This window comes from Nocardiopsis sp. NPDC050513 (assembly GCF_044457925.1).
Classification (GTDB): domain Bacteria; phylum Actinomycetota; class Actinomycetes; order Streptosporangiales; family Streptosporangiaceae; genus Nocardiopsis.
Map to the genome: position 1 here is coordinate 17955 of NZ_JBITHK010000020.1, position 20336 is coordinate 38290.

A 20336-nucleotide genomic window follows, 5' to 3' on the forward strand; every position below is an offset into this window, starting at 1 on the left:
ACAGGAGCGCCCCGGGGTGCCGACTCCCCGGGGCGCTCGGCCGGTGGTGTCCGCCCTACAACTGGGCGACGGCCTTCGCGGGGTTCTCCATGGCGTCCGCGACCACGCGCATGAAGCCCGCCGCCGTGCCGCCGTCGCAGACGCGGTGGTCGAAGGCGAAGGAGAGCTGTGTGATCTTTCGGGCGGTCAGCTCGCCGTCCACGATCCACGGGCGGTCCATGATCCGGCCCAGGCCGAGGATGGCGACCTGCGGATGGTTGATGATGGCGGCGCTGCCGTCCACCCGCAGCGATCCGTAGTTGTTCAGGGTGAACGTCCCGCCGGTCGTCTCCGCCGGGGTGGCCCTCCCCTCGCGGGCGGCGGCCGTGAGCCGCCGGATCTCCCGGTCCAGTTCGGTCGTGGTCATCCGGTGGGCGCCCAGGACCGCGGGCGCGACCAGACCGCGGTCGGTCTGGACGGCCAGGCCCAGGTTCACTCCGTCGTACTGGACGAGTTCGCCGCGGTCGGTGTCGACCAGGCCGTTGAGCTCCGGGTGGGCGCGCAGCCCCGCGACCACGAAACGCGCCACGTAGGACAGCAGGCCGGGGCCGTCGGGGTCGGAGCGCCGCAGACGGACCAGTTCGGTGGCGTCCACGTCGACCCAGACGGTGGCCTCGGGGATCTCCCGGCGGCTGCGGGACAGGGATTCGGCGACGCTCCTGCGGAACCCGCTCATCGGGACTCGGCGGGACTCGGCCAGACCCGTGCGCGGATCGGTGCCGCCCGTGGCGGCCGGCGCGGGCGCGGCGGTCGCCGCCGGGGCCGGCTCCGCCCGCGCGGCCTCGATCGCGGCGCGCACGTCCGCCCGGGTGACGAGACCGCCGGGGCCGCTGCCGGTGACCGAGGCGATCGCCAGTCCCGCCTCGCGCGCCAGCTGTCGGACCAGCGGCGAGGTCACGAGCGGCGGACGCGTGCCGCGTGCGGGGGAGGCCGGAGCCGTGGCCGGTACGGGTGCGGGCGGCCTGTTCCTGGGCCTGCGGCGGCGTCCGGCGGCCCGGTGCTCGGAGGTTCCGTACCCGATGAGCACGTTGCCCGACCCGGACCCGGCGCGCTCCTCCTCGCGGTAGCGCTCACCCTCCGGCGAGCCGGTGACCGCGGCCCCGGACACCGGATCCGGCGCGGCGGGCGCCGCCTCCTCACCGTCGTCCACGCTGATCAGGGGCGTCCCCACCGCGAGGACCGCACCCTCCGCGCCGTGCAACCCGTCGACCGTCCCGGCGAACGGCGAGGGGACCTCCACGATCGACTTCGCGGTCTCCACCTCGGCGACGGGCTGGTCGATCGCCACGGTGTCGCCGACCGCGACCAGCCACCTGACCACCTCGGCCTCGGTCAGCCCCTCGCCGAGGTCGGGAAGGTCGAAGGTCCGGATGCTCACTGGTCCTCCCATTGCAGGTCGTCGACGGCGTCGAGGATGCGGTCCACGCTGGGCAGCTGGAAGCGCTCCAGCTTGGGCGGGGGGTAGGGGATGTCGAACCCGGTGACGCGGCGCACCGGCGCTGCCAGCGAGTGGAAGCAGCGCTCGGTCACGCGGGCCACGATCTCCGAGGCGACGCTGGCGTACCCGCTCGCCTCCGCGACCACGACCGCCCGGCCGGTGGAGCGCACGGCCTCGCACACGGTCGCGTCGTCGAAGGGGACGAGGGAGCGCACGTCGACCACCTGGAGACTGCGGCCCTCCTGGGCGGCGGCCTCCGCGGCCTCCAGAGCGGTCGGTACCGAGGGGCCGTAGGCGATCAGGGTCGCGTCGGCGCCGGGGCGGCGGACGACCGCGGTGCCGATGCCCGGCTCCGGGACGGTGAGGTCGACCTCCGCCTTGTCCCAGTACAGCTTCTTCGGTTCGAGGAAGACGACGGGGTCCGGGGACGCGATCGCCTCGCGCAGCAGGAAGTAGGCGTCGGCGACGGTGGACGGGGTGACGACGGTCAGGCCGGGGGTGTGCGCGTAGTAGGCCTCGGAGGAGTCGCAGTGGTGCTCGACGCCGCCGATCCCGCCCGCGTAGGGGACCCGGATGACCATCGGCAGCCCGACCCGTCCCCGGGTGCGGTTGCGGGTCTTGGCGACGTGGCTGACGATCTGTTCGAAGGCCGGGTAGGCGAAGGCGTCGAACTGCATCTCGACCACCGGCCGCATGCCGTTCATCGCCATGCCCACGGCCATGCCCACGATGCCGGACTCGGCGAGAGGGGTGTCGAAGCAGCGCTGCTCGCCGAACTCGTCGGTGAGGCCGTCGGTGATCCTGAAGACGCCGCCGAGGGGGCCGACGTCCTCGCCGAAGACGTACACGCTCCCGTCCTCGGCCATGGCGTCGCGCAAGGCGCGGTTGAGCGCCTGGGCCATGGTGAGCTTGGTGGGGTCCGTCGCCATGTCAGTGGCCCTCTCTGCTCAGTTCGTCGGCCAGCACGGCGGCCTGCTCGGCCAGCTGGGGGGTCGGGGCGGAGAACACGTGCGCGAACAGGTCCGCGGGCGCGGGGTCGGTGTCGCGGGCCAGTCCCTCGCGCATGGCGGCGGCCACGGACTCCGCGCGCTCGGTGATCTCGGCCTGGCGGGCCTTGGTGAGGACCCGCCTGCGCCTGAGGTAGGCCTCCAGGCGCACGAGCGGGTCGCGGGCCACCCACGGGTCGACCTCGTCGGCGCTGCGGTAGCGCGTGGCGTCGTCGGCGTTGGTGTGCGCCTGCATGCGGTAGGTGTGCGCCTCCACCAGCTGGGGGCCCTCGCCGGAGCGGGCGGCCTCGACGGCGCGGTCGAGGACGGAGAGCACGGCCGCGGTGTCGTTGCCGTCGACGCGGTGGCCGGGCACGCCGTACCCGACGCCCTTGTGGGCGAGGGAGGGCGCGGCGGTCTGCCGGGACAGGGGGACGGAGATCGCGTACTCGTTGTTCTGCACGAAGAACACGACGGGAGCCCCGAAGACGGCGGCGAAGTTGAGCGCCTCGTGGAAGTCGCCCTCGCTGGTGGCGCCGTCGCCGCACAGGGCCATGACGACGGTGTCCTCGCCGCGCAGGCGGGCCGCGTGCGCGACGCCGACGGCGTGCGGGAGCTGGGTGGCCAGCGGGGTGGCCTGGGGTGCGACCCGGTGCGCGTAGGGGTCGTAGCCCGCGTGCCAGTCGCCCTTGAGGAGGGTGAGGACCTCGACGGGGTCGACGCCTCGCGCGACGATCGCGGCGGTGTCGCGGTAGGTGGGGAACAGCCAGTCGCCGTCGGCCAGGGCGAGGGCGGCGCCGGTCTGGCACGCCTCCTGTCCGTGGGAGGAGGGGTAGACGGCCAGCCGTCCCTGGCGGACGAGCGCACCGGCCTGGTCGTTGACGCGGCGGCCGATCACCAGGGAGGCGTACGCGGCGAGGAGGCGGTCCGTGTCCGGGAACGGCAGCTCCGTGCCGGACACGCGCCGTCCGGTCTCGTCGAGCAGCCTCAGCGGTCGCTCGGAGGGAAGAAGGTCCTGGCCACCAGCCATGCTCCAACCTCCTGGTTCGGGGAGAGGTGTACAGAGACATGGTGGTGTTGTGGGCCATATGTTCGCCAGTGACCGGAAAAACTCAAGAAGATGTCGCAGAGATGCCCGGTTCTATGCACATTTCGTCCAGAGATGTGACATGGAACACCGTCCATGGTGGACGGGTGGCCGGGGTCATGTCCCGGGAGAGGCGGGGCTGGGCGGAGAGGGCCGCCGTAGGACGCCGGCCGCCCCGGAGGAGCCGGGTCGTCGCGCTCGAACGCCTTCCCTCCCGTGCGCCCTGGGGGTGAGGGGGAGAGTCCGCCTCGTCACGGCCTCCATGGTCTGGTCACCGGCCCCGGCTGTGCTGAGTACCGCTACCCACCCCTGTGTCCGCATCCGCCCGGAACCGGACGGGGACGCCCGGCGTCCCGGCCTCTCCTGCGGGCGGACTCGATCGCCATCGCCAGGCGTTGCCCGGTGCCGTCCGGTCTCAGGCGCAACCGTGCGGTGCCGCCTGCCCGGTCGTGCCGGACCGACACCCCGGGCACCGATACCGCGGGCAGGCGTTCGGCGTCGAAGATCAGGTCCACAACGTGTCTTCGCAGCTCGAAGGTGTGAGGCGAGCTCTGGTGCGGGGAGAACACGCGCGTCCGGCGGACCTCGCGCACGTCCGTCCAGGGCACCAAGCTCTCCCGAAAGGGGGACGACGATCGTGTCCGGCGCGCGAGGACCAGGCCGTGGGAGGTGACCCGCGCCCCCACGCGCGCGCTGCGGCTCGCCAGGTCGAACCACGGGTCCAGCCGGAGCGCGGTGGGGGAGTCCGCGGCGGACCGTTCGGGACGCACCCGGCGCACCAGCAGCTCAATCCGGCTCCGGTCCCGGACGTCCGCGAGCCGGATCACCAGGCGCGGCCGGTCGGCGATCGTGCCGAGCGCGGGCTCGTCCGCGGCCACGACCCTGGCCAGGCCGCGCACCCCCGCGCGATCGGGCAGCCGGTCGGCGTACACCTGGAGCGAGGGCAGCGCCGACGCGCCTCCACCGGCGCCCTCGGGGGTGGCGACCACGGCGAGAACGTGCTCCCACAGCACGTGCGACCGCCGTTCCCGGGCCCACAGCAGCCGGTCCCGGAACACCGTGATCCCCCGGGGGCCGACGGCGACCCCCTGCCGGGCCAGCCGCCAGGGCGCCAGCGCCGCGACGACCACCGCGCACACGGCCGTCGCCACGGCCGCGACCCGCGTCACCGGATCGGCCCACCCGTTGGCAGAGAGGGAGGAGACGAGGATGACCGCCGGGGCGGTCGGCACGCTCATGCCCAGGACGACGGAGGCCAGGGTCCCGGCGAACCCGACGGCCACCCGTTCCTCCGCACCGGACGCGGGGGGCGGTGCCACCGCGGATCCCCGGGGCGAGGTCGAGGCGACGGAGCCCCGCACGGCCACGCCGCTCCCGGTCCGGGCGACCCTGCCGCTCCACCGCCGAACCATCCGCGAGAGCTCCTCCGCCCGCTCGGCGGGGAGTTGCAGGAAGAGCCGGGCCGTGTCGCCTGCGGGCTCGCCCTCCGGGGGCTCGCTCCCGGCCAGGACGAGATGCGCCCAGTGCGGCGGCCTGTCCCCCAGCGCGACGTCGGACAGGTGCAGGACGAAACCGTGCCCGCCCCACCGGCGCGGGTTGACCGGCGCACCGGTGCCGACCAGCGTCGGCCAGGGGATGAGCAGCTCCCGACCGGGGAAACGCCCCCGGGCGTCCTGGTGCAGGAGGAGTCCGGACGGCCCGGCCTCGATCCCCTGACGTGTGCGGACGCGCGGGAGCCACGCGACGGCCGTGACCAGACCGCCGCACGCGGCGAGGAGGGTCAGGCCGGAGAGGACGACCCCGGTCCATACCGGTGCACGCGCCCACCCCTGCGCCGGGGGCAGGCCGAACAGGAGGAGCCCCGCCAGCACGACCGCGGCCGCGCCGCCGATGCCGACCAGCCGGAAGAGCCCTCGCGGGAGCAGGCTCCGCTGCCACGGCCCGAGCTCGATGCGGTCGGCGTCCCCGTGGTGGATGTCGTTGCGTCGCATGTCCGCGAGTCAAACACAGCGTGGAGGGGGCCGCTATGGGGAGAATCGTGCCTGTGGACAAGGGGCGCCCCCGGACGGCCCCGGCCCGCTCCGCACGGCGCCGGTCGGGGTTTCACGTGAAACAGACCCGTCGACACGGCGAGAAGTCGACACGTCCGCACGGCGGCTCCCCGGCACGACGACGGGGCGGGGACCGCCGCCCCGCCCCGCGCCGCCGTGCCGGGACGCCTCACACCGCGGCGTCGTCACCCACGTGCAGGTCGACGCCCTTCGGCTCCTTCACCAGGGTGACCGCCGCGAACGAGACCGCCGCGGCCACCACGATGTAGGCGCCGATGGTCCAGGACGCGTCGAACCTGGTGAGCAGGAGTTCCGCGATCATCGGAGCGAACGCGCCGCCGATGATCGCGCCGAGCGCGTACCCGATCGAGACGCCCGAGTAGCGGATCGCCGCCGGGAACATCTCCGCGTACAGCGCCGCCTGGGGCCCGTAGCTCAGCCCCATGCCGAGCGTGAAGACGAACACTCCGGCGAAGTAGCCGACGATGCTGCCCGTGTCGATGAGCAGCCACATCGGCACCGACCAGACGGCGAGCATGGCGTAGCCGATCTGGAACGTGCGCACGCGGCCGATCCGGTCGCTGAGCCACCCGCCGTACAGCGTGGACACGAGCCAGCCGAACGAGGCGAGCGTGGTGGCCAGCAGCACCGGACCGCGCTCCATGCCCAGGCCCAGTTCCGCCTCCGGCCGGGAGGCGTACGTGGCGACGAAGGCGATGACCAGGTACCCGGCGGCGTTGTTGGCCAGGAAGATCAGGGCCGACAGGACCACCTCGCGGGTGTTGCCCCGGAAGAGCCGGCGCAGCGGGGTGGCGGCGGTGGCGCTGAGCTCCCGCATCGACCGGAAGACCGGCGACTCCTCGACGGACTTGCGGATCAGGTGGCCGACGATGATGAGCAGGAAGGACAGGAGGAAGGGGATCCGCCAGCCCCACGCGACGAACGCGTCGGGGCCGATGGCGGTGGTGATCACCCACACCACGAAGGTCGCGAGGATCATGCCGCAGGGCACGCCGATCTGCGGGTAGGCGCCGAACACACCGCGCCGTGCGACGGGGGCGTGCTCGACGGACATCAGGGCCGCGCCGCCCCACTCGCCGCCGGCGGAGAAGCCCTGGAGCACGCGCAGGACGATGAGCAGCACGGGAGCGGCCACGCCGATCTGCGCGTAGGTGGGCAGCACCCCGATGAGGCACGTGGACAGGCCCATGAGGACCAGGGTGCCGACGAGGACCCGCTTCCGGCCGAGCCGGTCGCCGAGGAAGCCCGCGACCACGGCGCCCAGGGGGCGGAACAGGAACGAGATGCCGATGGTCGCGAAGGACAGCACCTGGGCGACGCCGGGATTGGCCTCGGACAGCGGCGCGAGGAACAGCGGGGCGAGGACGATCCCGGCCGCCTGCGCGTAGATGAAGAAGTCGTACCACTCGATGGTGGTGCCGACCATGGTTCCGGCGAGGACGCGGCGTCTCTCCCGCTGTTCGGTTGCGGTGCCCTCTGGTACGACCTGGGGGTCGGAAGATGCCATGGGTACTCCGTTTGCTCTCGACCGGCCCGCGCGGGGCCGGATCTGACCCTCGGACCCTCGACCGGCGGGCGTCCAGGACGGGGACGCCGGGGTGCACCGGTGATGAGTCCGAGGACACGATCCCATGTGACACAGTCCACTTTTCTCGCGGGGTGGGCTTTTCCGCAGCTCGGCAGGTGTGAACTGACCGAACGGTCGGTGAGGCGCCGGAGTCGCTGTGCGACCACGCGCGAGAAAAGCCCTGCTCAGGACGCCGTCGGGAGGTTCGGCGACGAAGAAGTCCGACGCACGGTGAACCTCCGCGGGGGTGAACGGCAATAGCTCACTTAGGTAAACAAAACATCTCATTTGCCACTATTGCCACGTATCACTCCATCCCCGCTCACAGGGAGTGGTCGAGAGCGTCGCGGGCCGCACCCGAGGATGTCCGTCGTCCCAGGTCGGCCCGCCAGGATTCCTGGGGAGGATCAGTGCACGCCGAACGCAGTCGGATCACCGCGAGAGACGTGTTGGAGCTACGGCTCGCGGCCGACGGGGAGGACCCCGGGTCGGGGTTGGCCCTGGTGCGGTGCGAGTCGGAGGGGGACGCGGTAGCGGTCACCGACGTGGAGCGGGAGGGCAGGCTCGTCCGCGCCCGGCTCGCCGGCCTCGCGTTGGAGGACGGGACGTGGGACGTCGTATCGGTCGATCGGTCGGGAGCCGCGAACCCGGTCCTGACCCGTGACTCGGGGCTGAGCCTGAGCCACCGGGCCGACTACGTCCGACGTCCGCGTACGCGCGACCTGCGCGCGATCCGCGACCCGCGGGGGCGGTTGCGGCTCGTGTCCGCCCGTGTCACGCCGTACGCGGAGGTGGAGTGGGTCGAGGTCGCTCCCGAGGCGGTCACCGTCTCGGGCTTCCTCGCCTACTCGCCCGAGCGGGACGGCGTCGCGGCCGGCGAGGTCGTCGCCCGCCAGCGCGGCCTCGGCGGGGTGGAGACCGCTCCCGCGCGGCTCGACGGCGGCCGTTTCGAGTGCGCGATCCCGTTGCCGCCGCTCGCCGGGGCCTTCCAGCCCAGGCGCGAGCACAACGAGTGGGACCTGTGGCTGCGCCTTCCCGACGACGGGGCGGAACTGCGGCTCGCCTCGCACGCCGACGACGTCGTCGGCAAGAAGGGCAAGGTCGTCTACGCCGGTGTGGACCTGGCCGGAGGCGACGCGGACACCGCGGTCCGCGTCCGGCCGTACTACACGGTCAGGGACGAGTTCTCCCTGCTCGCCACCGCGCGGAGCGGGGGCGCGGCGTGAAGATCGCCTTCCTCATCGCCAACGGCTACGGGATGGGCGGCACGATCCGCACGGTCTTCAACCTCGCCGAAGGGCTCTCCGCCCACCACGAGGTGGAGATCGTCAGCCTCGTGCGGCACACGGACACCCCGTTCTTCCCCGTACCCGACGGGGTCGGGCTGCGCGCTCTGTCCGCGGTCGGGAAGGCCGCCGAACAGGAGCCCCGCACGTCCCCCGGCATGGGCGAACTCCTGCTCAACCGGCGCGCGGTCACCCGGCTCGTCACCGCGCCGGAGGCCGGGCGGGCGAACTTCTTCACCGCGCGGTCCGTGGCGGCGCTGCGCCGCTACCTGCGGCGGACGAGCGCCGACGTCGTCGTCGGCACCCGCCCCGGCCTCAACCTCCTGCTGTCCCGGTGGGCGCCGCGGCGCGTCCTCGCCCTCGGCCAGGAACACGTCAACCTGGCCGACCACGACGACCGGCTCCGCACGGCCATCGCGCACGCGTACCCCCGGCTCGACGGGATGACCGTGCTCACCGAGGCCGACCGCGCGGCCTACCGGGGCCTGCTCGGCGCCGATCCGGACTGGCTGTCCGCGATGCCCAACCCCCTGCCCGTGCGCGACTACCCGCGCTCGACGCAGGACAACCCGATCATCGTCGGCGCCGGCCGTATGGCCCCCGTCAAGCAGTACCCCAAGCTCATGGAGGCGTTCGCGGTCGTGGCGCGCAAGCACCCCGAGTGGCGGCTGCGCATCTACGGCGGCGGGAAGCTGGACCGGCAGCTGCGCGCGAAGATCCTCGAACTGGGGCTGAGCAACCAGGTCACGCTCATGGGACGGACGAAGGACATCACCGGCGAACTGGCCAAGGCGTCGCTGCTCGCGGTCAGCTCGCGGGTGGAGGGGTTCGGGATGACCATCATCGAGGGCTTCTCGGTGGGCGTCCCGGCGGTCAGCTTCGACTGCCCGCACGGGCCGGGGGAGATCATCGAGCACGGCCGCAACGGCCTGCTCGTCCCGGACCAGGACGTGGACGCGCTCGCGGCGGGGCTGCTGCGGCTGGTCGAGGACCGGGACGAGCGGCTGCGGATGGGCGAGGCGGCGGTCGGGGCCGCCGCCTCCTACGCCATGGAGCCGGTGGTCGAGCGCTGGAACGCCTTCCTGGCCGCGCGGTCGGCGGCCAAGGAACCCGGCCGACGTGCGCGACGCGTCCGCGGCGCGGCACCGTCCGGTACCGCCGCCTGAGTCCGGCGACGCCGATCCGGACCGCCCCGGCGGTTCCGCCGGGGCGGCCTCGGTGTCCCGGTCGCGATGTGCTCCGCGACCGGGACTCGGAGCCGGGGTGTGTCGCGTGCCGCGGGCGCCCCGGACGCCGTGTTCCCCTGGCCGTGAGCGTCAGGCCCCGGCCGCCGTGCCTCGGGTCGACGCGGCCTCGGCGGCGCCGTCGGCGGCTGAGGCGTCGGGGACCTCCGTCCCCTGCCGGACCCCGTCGGCCCGGGGTCCGGGTAGCGCGGCCTCCTGCGGGGTCTCCGCCACGGCGGCGATCGACTCGGCGAGCCGCTCCCCCGCCTGGGCCGCGCCCTCGTCGCCCGCGGCCTCCGCGCTGGCCACGATGTCCTCCAGCAGGTCGGCGGCGGTTCCGCCGGCGATCAGGTCCTCGTACATGTCGGCGTACGCCTGCCGGTACATCTCCTCGAACCCGGCGTCGGCCAGGAACCGCTCCTTGAGTTCCCCGCTGCCTCTGCCGCCTCCGGCCATGCCCTCCGATCGTTCGTCGCCCTCGGGCGCCTCCGTCCCTTCGGGGGTCTGCGTCCCCTGGAACTCGCCTCCCCCAGGCGGCTGCATGCCCTCGGGCGCCTCGGCACCCCCGGGCAGCTGTCCGCCCCCCGCCGCGTCGGCGCCGAAACCCATCCCCATCCCGCCGAAGGCCCCGTTCAGGTCCCACGACAGCACGGTGAACCGCTCCTCCTCCGTGTCGTACCAGAGGTAGTAGTTGTTGCCCGGGCCGTCCATGGCGTCGCCGTTGGAGATGAGGGCCTGGAGCGCCAGGTAGCGCGCGAAGGCCTCCGTGTCCAGGTACGCGTCCAGCTCCTCGGCGAACTCCTCGTCGTCCGCCTCCTCGATGAACTCCAGCAGGTCCATGACCGGTTGGAGGTCGTGTCCTCCCTCGTCGTTGATCTGCGTGAAGGCGTCCTCGTAGTCGGTGGGGTCGCCGCCCAGGTACTCCAGCGACCCCTCGGCCCCGGCCTTGTAGAGCACGCCGTCGCCGAGGGCGTCCGCCCACTGCGCGTCGGGGGCGTCCACGAGGATGCGGGTCGCCGCCTCCCCGCCGTTGACCGTGACCGAGGTGAACGCGTGGTCCTGTGCGGTCTGCCCGTCCGCCGCCGTCAGCTCCAGGGCGAGGGCCTCGTTCAGGGCGGTGTCCGAGGTCGAGGTGGCCGGACGCAGGGCGATCTCGGTGTGGCCCTGGTAGGCGCGGCCCTCGGCGAACTCGTCGAAGCTGATCAGCCACGGGAGCGTCTCGGGCTGGTCGTCGGAGAGGGTGGTCGCGCTCGGACCTCCGGCCCGCCCGGTGTCGGCGTCCTCCCCGTCGCCGCCGTCCGACCGCAGGCCCATCAGGGTCGAGTTGCCCTTGAGCCGGAGCCCGACGTCGGAGACCGCGGTTCCGTCGATCACGACGTCCGCCCGGATGTACTCCTTCTCCCCCTCTTCGCGGAAGGTCTCCAGCATCTCCTCGTACTCGGACCGGTCGAACGTCACCTCGATGGCGTGGGCGCCGTCGCCGAACAGGTCGGCGGTGCCCGCGACGTCCTCGACGACGGTGTCCGCCGAGACGAGTTCGGACGTGACGTAGGGGCGGATCCGTGCCTCGCCGAACGCCAGGACCAGGACGGCGAGGGCCGTGAGCACCGCCGCGGCGGGTTTCCAGTGCTGGCGCAGCCGGACCGGGACCCGGTGGCGCGGGCGGGTGGACCGCGCCAGGCGCGGGGAGTGATCGTCGTCGGCCACCGCGATCACAGGTCCGTCTGGTCGTAGCCGGTCAGCACGGTGGCCTTCTGACCGGCGTTGATCGCGCGCAGCCGGTCGATCACGTCGCCGGCCCGCACGCCCTTCTTCAGCCGCGCCGTGTAGGCCAGCTCCAACAGGGCGCCGCCGCGCACGGTCTCGGTGCTGATCAGCTCGTACTCGTCGGTGTAGCGGACGAGCACGTCGTCGATCGCGGGCTCGTGGTCGACGCCGTCGGCGGGGACCTGGACCTTGACCACCTGGCGCTGGACGTTCAGCGCGAACCAGTTGAAGCGGTGCATGAGCAGGATGACCGCGCAGATGACCAGGGTGGCGATGACCGCCAGCGTGTAGAAGCGGGTGCCGCAGGCCATCCCCACGCCCATGACCAGGAAGATGAACCCGACGTCGCGGGTCTCCTTGATCGCGTTGCGGAAGCGGACCACGGAGAGCGCGCCCACCAGGGCGAACGCGCGGGCGATGTTGGAGCCCACCACCAGCATGATCAGGGCGATGAGCATGCCCAGGATGACGAGGGTGTGGACGTAGCTCTGGCTGTAGGAGATGTTGCGGTGCGTGGAGCGGTAGGTCCACGCGACCACGAGGCTGGTCAAAAAGGCCAGGGACAGTGCCAGGACCACGTCCGTGACGCTGAACGTGCCGGACAGGTCGGTGATGCCGAAGTCGAGGTTCATGGTGTGCTCTCGGTGTCTGGTCGGTCGGGTCGGCCGGTGGCCGCCCGGTCAGGAGGAGGCGGCGCGGAGGACGGAATCGTCCCCCTCCGGGACGTGGAAGACCGAGCGCGGGGCCATGCCGAAGGCCTCCACGCTCTGGCAGTACTTGGAGATCCGCTCCACCTGGAGGTCGAGGCGCGCGGCCATGTCCGTCACCCAGTAGGGCGCGCGTTCGTTGGCCTTGACCTCCATCACCACGAGGTGCGGGTCGACGATGTAGCGGCTCTCGGCCTCCGCGCGCAGGTCGAAGTCGCGGTCGCGGCCCCGGACGCGGTGGTCGAGGGTCACGCGCAGGCCGAGGTCGGCGTCGGCACCGACGTAGGGCTCGCGGCGGTACCCGGTCATCGCGGTGGGCCGCAGGTCGAGCCGGACGATCAGGTCGAGGACCTCGTCGACGAACGCCTGGTCCGCGCCGGGGTGCTCGATCCGCACGCGCCGGTCGCACAGGGCCCGCGCCTGGTCGTAGGGGAGCAGGACGCGGCGCTTCTGCGTGACCCGGTTGACCCGCTGCTTGATCTCGACCGACACGGGTGTGTCGTCGGGGGCGGCGCCGACCTCGCCGTAGCGCCGGACGCGCAGCTTGCGGCGGAACCGGAGGCCCTCGATCTTCTCGTGGTAGAAGCGCAGCGCCCGGGTGTCGTAGTAGAGGCTCCAGACGCCGTATCCCGTGCCGTCCCCGTTGCGGTCGGGACGCATGCGCGCGGCGAGTTCGGCGCGCACGTCGGCCGCGCGGGACACGGGGACCAGGTACTTGAGTTCGTACCGGTTGAAGGCGTGCAGTGTGCTCGGCGTCCGCAACCGGTGACCGGCCTCGTCCTCCGCGGTGGGTCCCCCGGGACCGACGGTCCTCGGGGCTCGCTGTGGTCGCACGTCGATTGCCCTCCTCTCGTGGTGACGTCGAGAAGGACACAAGTCGACACGTGTGTGACGAGGGGGAGAACTTCCTGGGAGTTTCCTGGGAGACCGGGGCCGAACCCCAGGTGGGAGGAGGGATCCGGCCCAAGGTTGGATTCGGGTGAGAACGCTGCCGCCGGGGACCGGAGGCTGTTCGCCGTGGGGCGCGGGAGGCCGGCCGTGCGGGAGACTGGACCGGTGAGCACCGAAAGCACCCGCCCCGAACCGCCGGTGACGAGCCCCTCCATCATCGTGTTGACGCTGGCACGCCGCCTGGAGGCCGAACTGAACGCCGCGCTCGCGCCGCTGGACCTGACCGTCGCGCGCCTGGCGCTGCTCGGCCACGTCGCCAGCCTGCCGGGCGCCTCGTTCAGCGAACTGGCGCGCATGGGCGGAGTGACGGTGCAGAGCGTGCACACGGGGATCAGGGCGCTCCAGTCCGCGGGGCTGGTGCGCGACCTCACCGCCCGCGCCGGCTCGGCGTCGGAGATCGAACTGACGTCCGAGGGGGCCGACCTGCTCGACAGGGCGAGGGAGGCGATCTCCGCGGTCGACGAGAAGATGTTCGGCCCGGAGGCGGAACCGGTTCCCCGGGAGATCGCGGGGACCATCCGCCGAGCGTTCCCCGCGGGCGGCTGACCCCGGACCCTCCGGCCGCGGCGCGCTCCCCCGCGTTTCCCCGCCCCTACCTTCAACCTTCCTGAAGCATGAGATAGCCTTCAAACACACTGAAGGTTGGAAGGAGCACCGATGGAGCACGTCCTGCTGTCGGTCCACGTCCTGGCGAGCATCGTGTTCGTCGGCGGAGCGACCGTCGCCACGAGCCTGTTCCCCCGCTACGCGCCGGTGGCCGCACCGGTCCCCGCCGCCCCGTCCGGCGCCGCGGCGCCCGAGGACGAGCGAAGCCGGAGGGTCGCCCTGTCACTGCACCGCACGACCCGCGTCTACTCGATCCTCGGCGTCACCGTGCCCATGGCCGGGATCGCCCTGGCCGTCGCGCAGGGGCGGATGGGGGAGGTCTGGATCAACGTCTCCATGGTCCTCACCGCCGCCGCGGGCGTCCTGCTGGCCTGGCAGATCTACCCGCGCCAGCGGCGGGCCCTGCGGGAACCGGGCGATCGCGGAGCACTGAGCACGCTCTCGGCGCTCACCGGGATCTTCAACCTGCTGTGGGCCGCCGTGGTCGTGCTCATGATCGTCCGCCCCGGCGACCACGCCTGACCGCCGCCCGTCCACGAGCCCGCTGGAGGCCGACCCGTGTCCACGACCGACGACCTGAACCTGCCCGACACCGACCTGGCGCGGAACGCGACGCGCCTCGCCCGCGGCACCGAGTCCCCCGCGGTCTTCCACCACAGCGTCCGCACCTACCTCTACGGGCGCTTCCTCGGCGAGCACCAGGGCCTGCGCCCCGGCCACGACTACGACGACGAACTCCTCTACCTGGGCTGCGTGCTCCACGACATCGGCCTGACGGACGAGGGCGACCGGGACCAGACCTTCGACGTCGACGGCGCCGACCTGGCCGCCGAGTTCCTGTCCGGCCTGGGCCTCGCGGACGACCGGGTGGAGGTCGTCTGGGACGCGATCGCCCTGCACCTGGTACCGCACGTCGCGCGCCGCAAACGCCCGGAGATCGCGCTGGTGAACTCCGGCGCGGGGCTCGACCTGGGTCCCCTGGGGCCGGACGGCCCCGCTCTCCCGGAGGAGTTCGTCGCCCGGGTGCACGCCTCGTTCCCCCGTCTGCACGGCGCGGCGGTGCTGTTCGACACGATCGTCGACCAGGCGCTCGCCAAGCCGCACAAGGCCCCGCCGTTCAGCCTCCCGGGTGAACTCGTCCGCCAGCGGACCGGGGAGCGGTGGCCCACCTGGCGTGAGCTCATGACCGCCGAGCCCACCTGGCGGGACTACGAGGGGTACGGACCCACCGCCTGAGCGGGCGGCACGGGGTCAGGCGGGGACGTCCCGGCGGAACTCCACGAGGAAGCAGCCGAACTCGACGGCGCGGGCGTGCACGAGCGCGACCCCCCGGTCCGCGAACAGGTCACGCAGGGCGTCGTCGAGTTCGGACGCTCCCCTCGGGTCCGGGACCGGCTCCACCAGCCGTCCGCACAGGATGTGCCCACGGGAGTCGTAGGCGCGCAGCACACGGCGCGACCCGTCGAGGATGGGAGGGCGCCCCGGGCCGTCGGCGGGTCCGGGGCACTCTCCGGCGTGGACGAAGACGGGCCCGCACTCGTCGTAGGGCCCGGGGTCCGCGCCGGTGTCCGCCGCCCAGCGCCGCAGAGGCGCGTACGTGACGAGCATGAGGCGCTCACCCGGATCGCTGCGCCGCAGGCAGCACCGCAGCGGCGCACCGCCCTCGTCGTCGGTGAAGGGGGCGCGGGCGTACCCCGCGTCGTCCCGTTCGCGCAGCTCCGCGAGCACGGCGGGGGCGATCGCACTGGCGTGGTGTGTCGAGGTCATGGGTCCAGCATCCCGACCGGGGCCCGCGTGCGCTGGCGGAGATCGGACACCGCGTTCTCCGTTCCGGGACCCAGGCCGGGCGGCCCCGGCGCGGTGGACAGGTCCCCATGTCGACTCGTCGTCGGATCGACTCCTCGACGCCGTCCGCCTCTCGCTCCGGGCGCGGAGCGAGAGGCGGGCGGGCGGTGCCGTCGCACGCCCGTCGGCGGCGGGACGATCAGCCCAGGACCGGGTAGTTGCTCCGGATCACGCCCTGCGGGTCGCGGGCCCGCTTGACCTCCCGGAGCCGCTCCAGGGCCTCCGGCGAGAACGCGGACGCCGCCGTCTTCCCCGGCGCCAACAGCGTGAAGGGGGTGCGCCCGCTCACGTACGGCGCGAGCGCCGCGGCGAACTCCGCCTGGCGGGCCCGCACGCCCTCGGCGGCCTCGGCGGTGGCGGGCACACCGAACATGTACAGCGCGTACGGCTCGGCCATCGGCCCCTGCGGGCTGTCGGAGGGCCCGGCCAGCGCGCCGCCCAGGTGGCGGACCTGGGCGAGCAGCATCGGCGCGACGGGCGCGCCGAGCAGCGCCTCGGCGGCACCGTCGTCCAGGCCGGTGAGCAGCTCGGCCCGGGACTGGCCCGGAGCGGGATCGAGGGGGTCGGAGGTGACCGAGCCCAGGTCGGCCGGGGAGAGCGGGCCGCGCGAGTCCGACAGCGGGGCGCCGACTCCCTCCAGGGGGCGCAGCAGCTCCTTGGCCTCCGCCTCCCCGCCCAGATAGGTGACGTCCACCACGACCATCGCGTCCTGCCCGGGCACCTGGAGACGGGTGAGCCACGTGCTCAGCTCCCGAGGAGCCGTCGCGGTCACCCGCCGGAAGGCGTCCATGGCCGCCTCGGCCATGTGTCCCGGCCACACCATCCGGCCGCCGTACAGGGCGGGGGCCGCGTGCAGGTCGAACTCCATGGCGGTCACCAGAGCGTGGTCGCCCCCGCCGCCGCGCAGCGCCCAGAACAGGTCGGGGTCGGACTGGGCCGTGACCCGGCCCCGGGCGCCGTCGGCGTCCACGACCTCGAACGCGGTCACACTGTCGGACGCCCAGCCGAACGCACGGCCGAACCAGCTGACCCCGCCGCCCAGGGTGTAGCCGACCGCGCTCACACCCGGCGAACTGCCCGCCAGGCCGGTCAGCCCGTGCGGCCCGGCGGCGGCCTGCACCTGGCCCCAGGTCGCGCCCGCCCCCACCCGGGCGGTGCGGCCGCGCGGATCCACCCGCACCTCGTCCAGAGCCCTCGTGCGCAGGAGGATCACCCCTTGCGTGTTGCCCGAGGCGCCGTGCCCGCTGGGCTGCGCCGACACGGTGAACCCGGCGGTCCGGGCGAAGCGGGCCACCGCGGCCACGTCATCGGCGTCGGCGGCCTCCACCACGGCGGCCACCGGCTGGCGCACCGCCAGGTTCCACGGTGTGCGGGCCGCATCGAAGCCCTCGTCGCCGTCCAGGAGGACGCGGCCGTCGACGAGGGTGGGAAGCTTGTCCAGGGTTGTCACGCGATCGCTCCTCGGGTGTGCGCCTCAGCGCGGGGCCGCTCACGGCGGCCCGTTCGGTTCGTCATCCTTGTGACGGATCACGAAGGAAAGGTGTGACGGGTGGACACGAAGGAATTTCTGGCCGAGCGCTTCGAGGAACAGCGGGGGCGCCTCCACGCGGTCGCCTACCGGATGCTCGGCTCGCTCGCCGAGACCGACGACGCCGTCCAGGAGGCGTGGATCCGGCTGAGCCGCACCGACGCCGAGGAGATCGAGAACCTCGCCGGGTGGCTGACCACGGTGGTGGGCCGGGTGTGCCTGGACATGCTGCGCTCGCGCACGTCACGCCGGGAGGACCCGGTGGGCGCGCACCTTCCCGACCCGATCGTCGCCCCCGCCGAGCGTTCGGGCCCCGAGCACGAGGCCCTCATGGCCGACTCGGTGGGCCTGGCGCTCCTCGTCGTCCTGGACACGCTGCCGCCCGCCGAGCGGGTGGCGTTCGTCCTGCACGACATGTTCGCGGTGCCCTTCGACCAGATCGCCCCGATCGTCGACCGCGCCCCCGCCGCCGCACGCCAGTTGGCCAGCCGCGCCCGCCGCAGGGTCCAGGGGGTCGCGCCGCGGCCCGACCCCGATCCCGTCCTGCAGCGGCGGGTGGTGGAGGCCTTCCTCTCCGCCGCGCGCGGCGGCGACTTCGAGGCGCTCCTGCGCGTGCTGGACCCGCGGGTGGAGACCCACGCCGACTGGGGCGCGCTGCGCCCGGGGGTGGCGGCCGTGGTGCACGGCGCCGAGGCCGTGGCCCGTTCCGCGATCAGCTACGCGCGTCCCGCGGAGTTCGTGCGGCCCGCCCTGGTCAACGGGGGCGCGGGGGTCGTCGTGCTCGACGACGGGGGCCGGCCGTTCTCCGTCATGGGGTTCACCGTGGCGGACGGGCTGATCGTGCGCATCGACGCGCTGGCCGACCCGGTGCGCCTGGCCCGGATCGACCTGGCCGTCCTGGACGGGGGCGGACGGGGCTGAACGTCCCGCCCCGCGCCCCGTCCGGGTCACACCAGGCCCGGACGGGGCGCGTCCACCGCCTCCCACGCGAACCCGTCCGGGTCGGTGAACGGCCCGGCGTCGCCGCCGATCGCGAGCCGGTGCGCCCCGGTGCCCTCGGGGGAGACGCCGAGGTCCTTGGCGAGGGCACGGCGCCGGTACAGCGCCAGCTTCACGGGACCCGTCCCGGCGGCGAACTCGACGTAGGTGCGGCCGAAGCTCCTCGCCACCGCGAGTCCGCGGTCGACGTAGAAGCTCCTGCTCGCGGCCATGTCGGCGACGCCCAGCAGGAGCACGACGTCGTCGATCCGGAGGGTGGCGGGTCCGGTGTCCTTCTTCGCCGAGGTCGCGACCTTCCAGATCGCCCCGTCCGGCGCCTGGACGACACCGCCGTAGCCCCAGAGCGACTTCGCGGCGGGCTTCAGCGTCGTGGCCCCCGCGTCCGCGGCGGCGGCCACGAGGCCGTCGACGTCGGCCGGCTGCGCCACGGTGAGCGCGAGCGTGAATCCGCGGAAGCCCGTCGAGGGTTCCTGGGAGGCCCTCAGACGGATCAGGGAGTCCACGCCGAAGGCGGTGTAGAAGCGGTTCGCGGCCGCGGGGTCGGCCACGTCGAGGGTGATGGATGCGATGGATGCCATGCCCGTCACGCTAGTTCCGGCTCCGCGGCCGACGCTTCTCGATTCCTGACCGGTCCGGGGAGGAGGCGGGCGGCGCGGCCTCAGTCGCGGACGACCTCGTACCGCAGGCAGGCGAAGGGGCCCAGGAGCCTGGCGTCCAGAGCGCGCAACCGCACCCGCCCGTCCAGCAGGGGGGCGCCCCCGCCCAGACTGACCGGCGCGATGGACACGACGACCTCGTCGAGCAGGCCCAGCCGGGCCAGGTCCGCGGCCAGGCGTCCTCCGCCGACCACCCACACGTCGCGGCCGTCCGCGGCCTTGACCATGTCCGCGTGCAGGTCCCGCAGCTCCTGGTCGGTGTCGGCGCTCGCGAAGCGCAGGTCCCCCTCGACCCGGGGGAGTTCCCGGTGGGTGAGGACCCAGGTCGGAGCCCGGTAGGGCCAGGGCTTGCCGCCCTCGTGCTCCAGGATCCACTCGTAGGTGGTCGCGCCCATCACGATCGCGCCCGCACCGTTGACGAAGTCCTCGGTCTCGCTGAGGGCGTCACCGCTCTCGGAACCCGGTTCGCCCCCCTCCACCGAGAACAGCCACTCCAGCGAGTTGTCCTGGTCGGCGATGAACCCGTCGAGGCTGGTGGCGGTGTTGTAGACGGTCTTCACGGTGTGTCCTTTCGTCGTTCGTCGCGGTGGTGCAGCCATTCCAGCGGGTCGCCGTGGCCGACCTCGACCCCGACCGAGCGCAGCATGTGCCGAACGGCCTGCCTGCGGTGCGCCGAGTACGTCAGGACGTGTGCCACGACCCCGCCGAGCAGGAAACTCTCCGGCGGGTCGCACAGGGCGTCGATGAGGCGGTCGCCCCAGGCGTCGCGGCGCCCGATGTCTTCCACGGCCGCGATCCAGCGCGCGCCCGCCTCCTCGTGGCGGGACCGCAGCGACTCGGGATCGTCGGCCCCGCGTTCGGGGAAGTCCGACCCCTCGATGGAGGCGAGCCAGACCTCCTTGGCCCGCACCAGGTGTTCCAGGGTGGCGGCGATGGTCTCCTCCGGGCCGTCCCAGGACAGGACGGTGCGCCCGGGGCCGCACACCTTCCGGTAGTCCTCCTCGGACAGGCCCGCGGCCAGGCGGATGAGCGCCGCGGTGTCGTCCACGTCGTGGTGGATCTGCAGTGCGGTCAGGTCCATGGCGGGGCGACTCCTCGGGTTCCCCTCCACCCACAGGTGGAGCGGGGGGTGGAAGTGGATGCCGTTGGGGGAGGGCAGCCACCGTCCGCTCCCCGCGGTGGTGGCGCTGGGCGGATGGCCGAAGGCCCGCGCGAACGCGCGCGTGAACCCCTCCACGGTCGCGTATCCGGCGGTGAAGGCCGCGTCGGTGACGCTGGCGCCCTGGCCGATCTGCCAGGCGGCCCGCTCCAGCAGGACCCGGCGGCGCAGCGCCACCGGGGACTCCCCGGTGTCCCGGGAGAACCGCCGGCTGAAGTGGAACGGCGAGGAGTGGGCGCTGACCGCCATGTCCGACAGGCGCGCGTTGTCCTCGTCCAGAACCGCGTCGAGGAGTTCGCGCAGACGGTCGCGCCCCGAGGGCGGTTCGTCGGTGGGAACGCTCATGCGACCAGTATGTTCACGCCGGGGCCGTCGCCGCTTGACCGATCTTGCCCTGTGGGGCCGACGCGCACCGCGCGG

The 20336-nt window shown here is 73.3% G+C and carries 19 protein-coding genes; 6 read left to right on the plus strand and 13 right to left on the minus strand.

Translation table 11 applies throughout. The annotated features are described in order from the left end of the window. Window positions 1–55 precede the first annotated feature (55 nt). From ACIBFB_RS25610 to ACIBFB_RS25630, 5 genes are all read right to left on the minus strand, one after another. On the minus strand, window positions 56–1417 hold the full coding sequence (locus ACIBFB_RS25610; RefSeq protein ID WP_397234411.1) for a dihydrolipoamide acetyltransferase family protein: 1362 nt from the start codon (window positions 1415–1417) through the stop codon (window positions 56–58). Further along, window positions 1414–2406, minus strand: a complete 993-nt coding sequence (locus ACIBFB_RS25615) for an alpha-ketoacid dehydrogenase subunit beta (RefSeq protein WP_397234413.1) — start codon at window positions 2404–2406, stop codon at window positions 1414–1416. Before ACIBFB_RS25615 ends, ACIBFB_RS25610 begins: the two co-directional genes overlap by 4 nt. Before the next feature lies 1 nt (window position 2407). Beyond that, window positions 2408–3493 (minus strand): pyruvate dehydrogenase (acetyl-transferring) E1 component subunit alpha, encoded by a 1086-nt coding sequence (gene pdhA / locus ACIBFB_RS25620; protein ID WP_397234415.1) that lies wholly within the window; start codon window positions 3491–3493, stop codon window positions 2408–2410. 356 nt (window positions 3494–3849) lie between these two features. Further along, entirely contained in the window at window positions 3850–5541 is a 1692-nt protein-coding gene (locus tag ACIBFB_RS25625) for a hypothetical protein (RefSeq protein ID WP_397234417.1), read from the minus strand. Window positions 5542–5770: 229 nt separating this feature from the next. Further along, on the minus strand, window positions 5771–7129 hold the full coding sequence (locus ACIBFB_RS25630) for an MFS transporter (protein WP_397234419.1): 1359 nt from the start codon (window positions 7127–7129) through the stop codon (window positions 5771–5773). Window positions 7130–7635: 506 nt separating this feature from the next. Here ACIBFB_RS25630 and ACIBFB_RS25635 point away from each other — a divergent pair. Continuing rightward, entirely contained in the window at window positions 7636–8415 is a 780-nt protein-coding gene (locus tag ACIBFB_RS25635; protein ID WP_397234421.1) for a hypothetical protein, read from the plus strand. Then, window positions 8412–9641: a glycosyltransferase family 4 protein gene (locus ACIBFB_RS25640; RefSeq protein ID WP_397234423.1), complete on the plus strand. Its 1230-nt coding sequence runs from the start codon at window positions 8412–8414 to the stop codon at window positions 9639–9641. The genes ACIBFB_RS25635 and ACIBFB_RS25640 overlap by 4 nt, the downstream gene beginning before the upstream one ends. Window positions 9642–9791: 150 nt before the next feature. Here the strand turns inward: ACIBFB_RS25640 and ACIBFB_RS25645 are convergent, their stop codons facing one another. Genes ACIBFB_RS25645 through ACIBFB_RS25655 form a run of 3 tightly spaced genes read right to left on the minus strand, consistent with a single transcriptional unit; the run spans window position 9792 to window position 13006 of the window. Then, window positions 9792–11405, minus strand: a complete 1614-nt coding sequence (locus tag ACIBFB_RS25645) for a CotH kinase family protein (protein ID WP_397234425.1) — start codon at window positions 11403–11405, stop codon at window positions 9792–9794. Between the two features lie 5 nt (window positions 11406–11410). After that, window positions 11411–12097 carry a DUF4956 domain-containing protein gene (locus ACIBFB_RS25650; protein WP_397234427.1) on the minus strand — a complete coding sequence of 229 codons (687 nt, stop codon included), beginning with the start codon at window positions 12095–12097 and terminating at the stop codon, window positions 11411–11413. A gap of 48 nt (window positions 12098–12145) precedes the next feature. Further along, window positions 12146–13006, minus strand: a complete 861-nt coding sequence (locus ACIBFB_RS25655) for a polyphosphate polymerase domain-containing protein (RefSeq protein WP_397234429.1) — start codon at window positions 13004–13006, stop codon at window positions 12146–12148. 222 nt (window positions 13007–13228) lie between these two features. Here ACIBFB_RS25655 and ACIBFB_RS25660 point away from each other — a divergent pair, with 222 nt between their 5' ends. From ACIBFB_RS25660 to ACIBFB_RS25670, 3 genes are all read left to right on the plus strand, one after another. Further along, entirely contained in the window at window positions 13229–13669 is a 441-nt protein-coding gene (locus ACIBFB_RS25660; protein ID WP_397234431.1) for a MarR family winged helix-turn-helix transcriptional regulator, read from the plus strand. A gap of 111 nt (window positions 13670–13780) precedes the next feature. Further along, window positions 13781–14251: a hypothetical protein gene (locus ACIBFB_RS25665; protein WP_397234433.1), complete on the plus strand. Its 471-nt coding sequence runs from the start codon at window positions 13781–13783 to the stop codon at window positions 14249–14251. 36 nt (window positions 14252–14287) lie between these two features. Then, the gene (locus tag ACIBFB_RS25670; RefSeq protein ID WP_397234435.1) at window positions 14288–14965 is read left to right on the plus strand and encodes an HD domain-containing protein; all 678 of its coding nucleotides are present in this window, start codon (window positions 14288–14290) and stop codon (window positions 14963–14965) included. Between the two features lie 15 nt (window positions 14966–14980). Here the strand turns inward: ACIBFB_RS25670 and ACIBFB_RS25675 are convergent, their stop codons facing one another. Together ACIBFB_RS25675 and ACIBFB_RS25680 are read right to left on the minus strand one after the other, a co-directional pair. Then, on the minus strand, window positions 14981–15496 hold the full coding sequence (locus tag ACIBFB_RS25675) for a DUF1203 domain-containing protein (protein WP_397234437.1): 516 nt from the start codon (window positions 15494–15496) through the stop codon (window positions 14981–14983). 217 nt (window positions 15497–15713) lie between these two features. Next, a complete protein-coding gene (locus ACIBFB_RS25680; RefSeq protein WP_397234439.1) occupies window positions 15714–17024 on the minus strand; it encodes an FAD-binding oxidoreductase in 1311 nt (436 codons plus the stop codon). Between the two features lie 99 nt (window positions 17025–17123). Between ACIBFB_RS25680 and sigJ the strand changes: the two genes are divergently transcribed. Further along, window positions 17124–18023, plus strand: coding sequence for an RNA polymerase sigma factor SigJ (gene sigJ / locus ACIBFB_RS25685; protein WP_397234441.1), 900 nt, complete (start codon window positions 17124–17126; stop codon window positions 18021–18023). 26 nt (window positions 18024–18049) lie between these two features. Here the strand turns inward: sigJ and ACIBFB_RS25690 are convergent, their stop codons facing one another. The 3 genes from ACIBFB_RS25690 to ACIBFB_RS25700 all read right to left on the minus strand — a co-directional run bounded on the left by ACIBFB_RS25690 (window position 18050) and on the right by ACIBFB_RS25700 (window position 20261). After that, complete coding sequence (locus tag ACIBFB_RS25690; RefSeq protein WP_397234443.1) at window positions 18050–18679, minus strand: glyoxalase; 630 nt, start codon at window positions 18677–18679, stop codon at window positions 18050–18052. An 80-nt stretch (window positions 18680–18759) separates the two neighbouring features. Continuing rightward, the gene (locus tag ACIBFB_RS25695; RefSeq protein WP_397234444.1) at window positions 18760–19317 is read right to left on the minus strand and encodes a dihydrofolate reductase family protein; all 558 of its coding nucleotides are present in this window, start codon (window positions 19315–19317) and stop codon (window positions 18760–18762) included. Then, window positions 19314–20261 carry a helix-turn-helix domain-containing protein gene (locus tag ACIBFB_RS25700; protein ID WP_397234446.1) on the minus strand — a complete coding sequence of 316 codons (948 nt, stop codon included), beginning with the start codon at window positions 20259–20261 and terminating at the stop codon, window positions 19314–19316. Before ACIBFB_RS25700 ends, ACIBFB_RS25695 begins: the two co-directional genes overlap by 4 nt. Window positions 20262–20336: the final 75 nt, after the last annotated feature.

Bases quoted from the DNA above. Each gene is read 5' to 3' on its own strand.
- ACIBFB_RS25625 (WP_397234417.1), bottom strand. From the start codon at position 5,541: ATGCGACGCAACGACATCCACCACGGGGACGCCGACCGCATCGAGCTC.
- ACIBFB_RS25675 (WP_397234437.1), bottom strand. From the start codon at position 15,496: ATGACCTCGACACACCACGCCAGTGCGATCGCCCCCGCCGTGCTCGCG.
- ACIBFB_RS25650 (WP_397234427.1), bottom strand. From the start codon at position 12,097: ATGAACCTCGACTTCGGCATCACCGACCTGTCCGGCACGTTCAGCGTC.
- ACIBFB_RS25700 (WP_397234446.1), bottom strand. From the start codon at position 20,261: ATGAGCGTTCCCACCGACGAACCGCCCTCGGGGCGCGACCGTCTGCGC.
- ACIBFB_RS25665 (WP_397234433.1), top strand. From the start codon at position 13,781: ATGGAGCACGTCCTGCTGTCGGTCCACGTCCTGGCGAGCATCGTGTTC.
- ACIBFB_RS25630 (WP_397234419.1), bottom strand. From the start codon at position 7,129: ATGGCATCTTCCGACCCCCAGGTCGTACCAGAGGGCACCGCAACCGAA.
- ACIBFB_RS25690 (WP_397234443.1), bottom strand. From the start codon at position 18,679: ATGGCATCCATCGCATCCATCACCCTCGACGTGGCCGACCCCGCGGCC.
- ACIBFB_RS25615 (WP_397234413.1), bottom strand. From the start codon at position 2,406: ATGGCGACGGACCCCACCAAGCTCACCATGGCCCAGGCGCTCAACCGC.
- pdhA (WP_397234415.1), bottom strand. From the start codon at position 3,493: ATGGCTGGTGGCCAGGACCTTCTTCCCTCCGAGCGACCGCTGAGGCTG.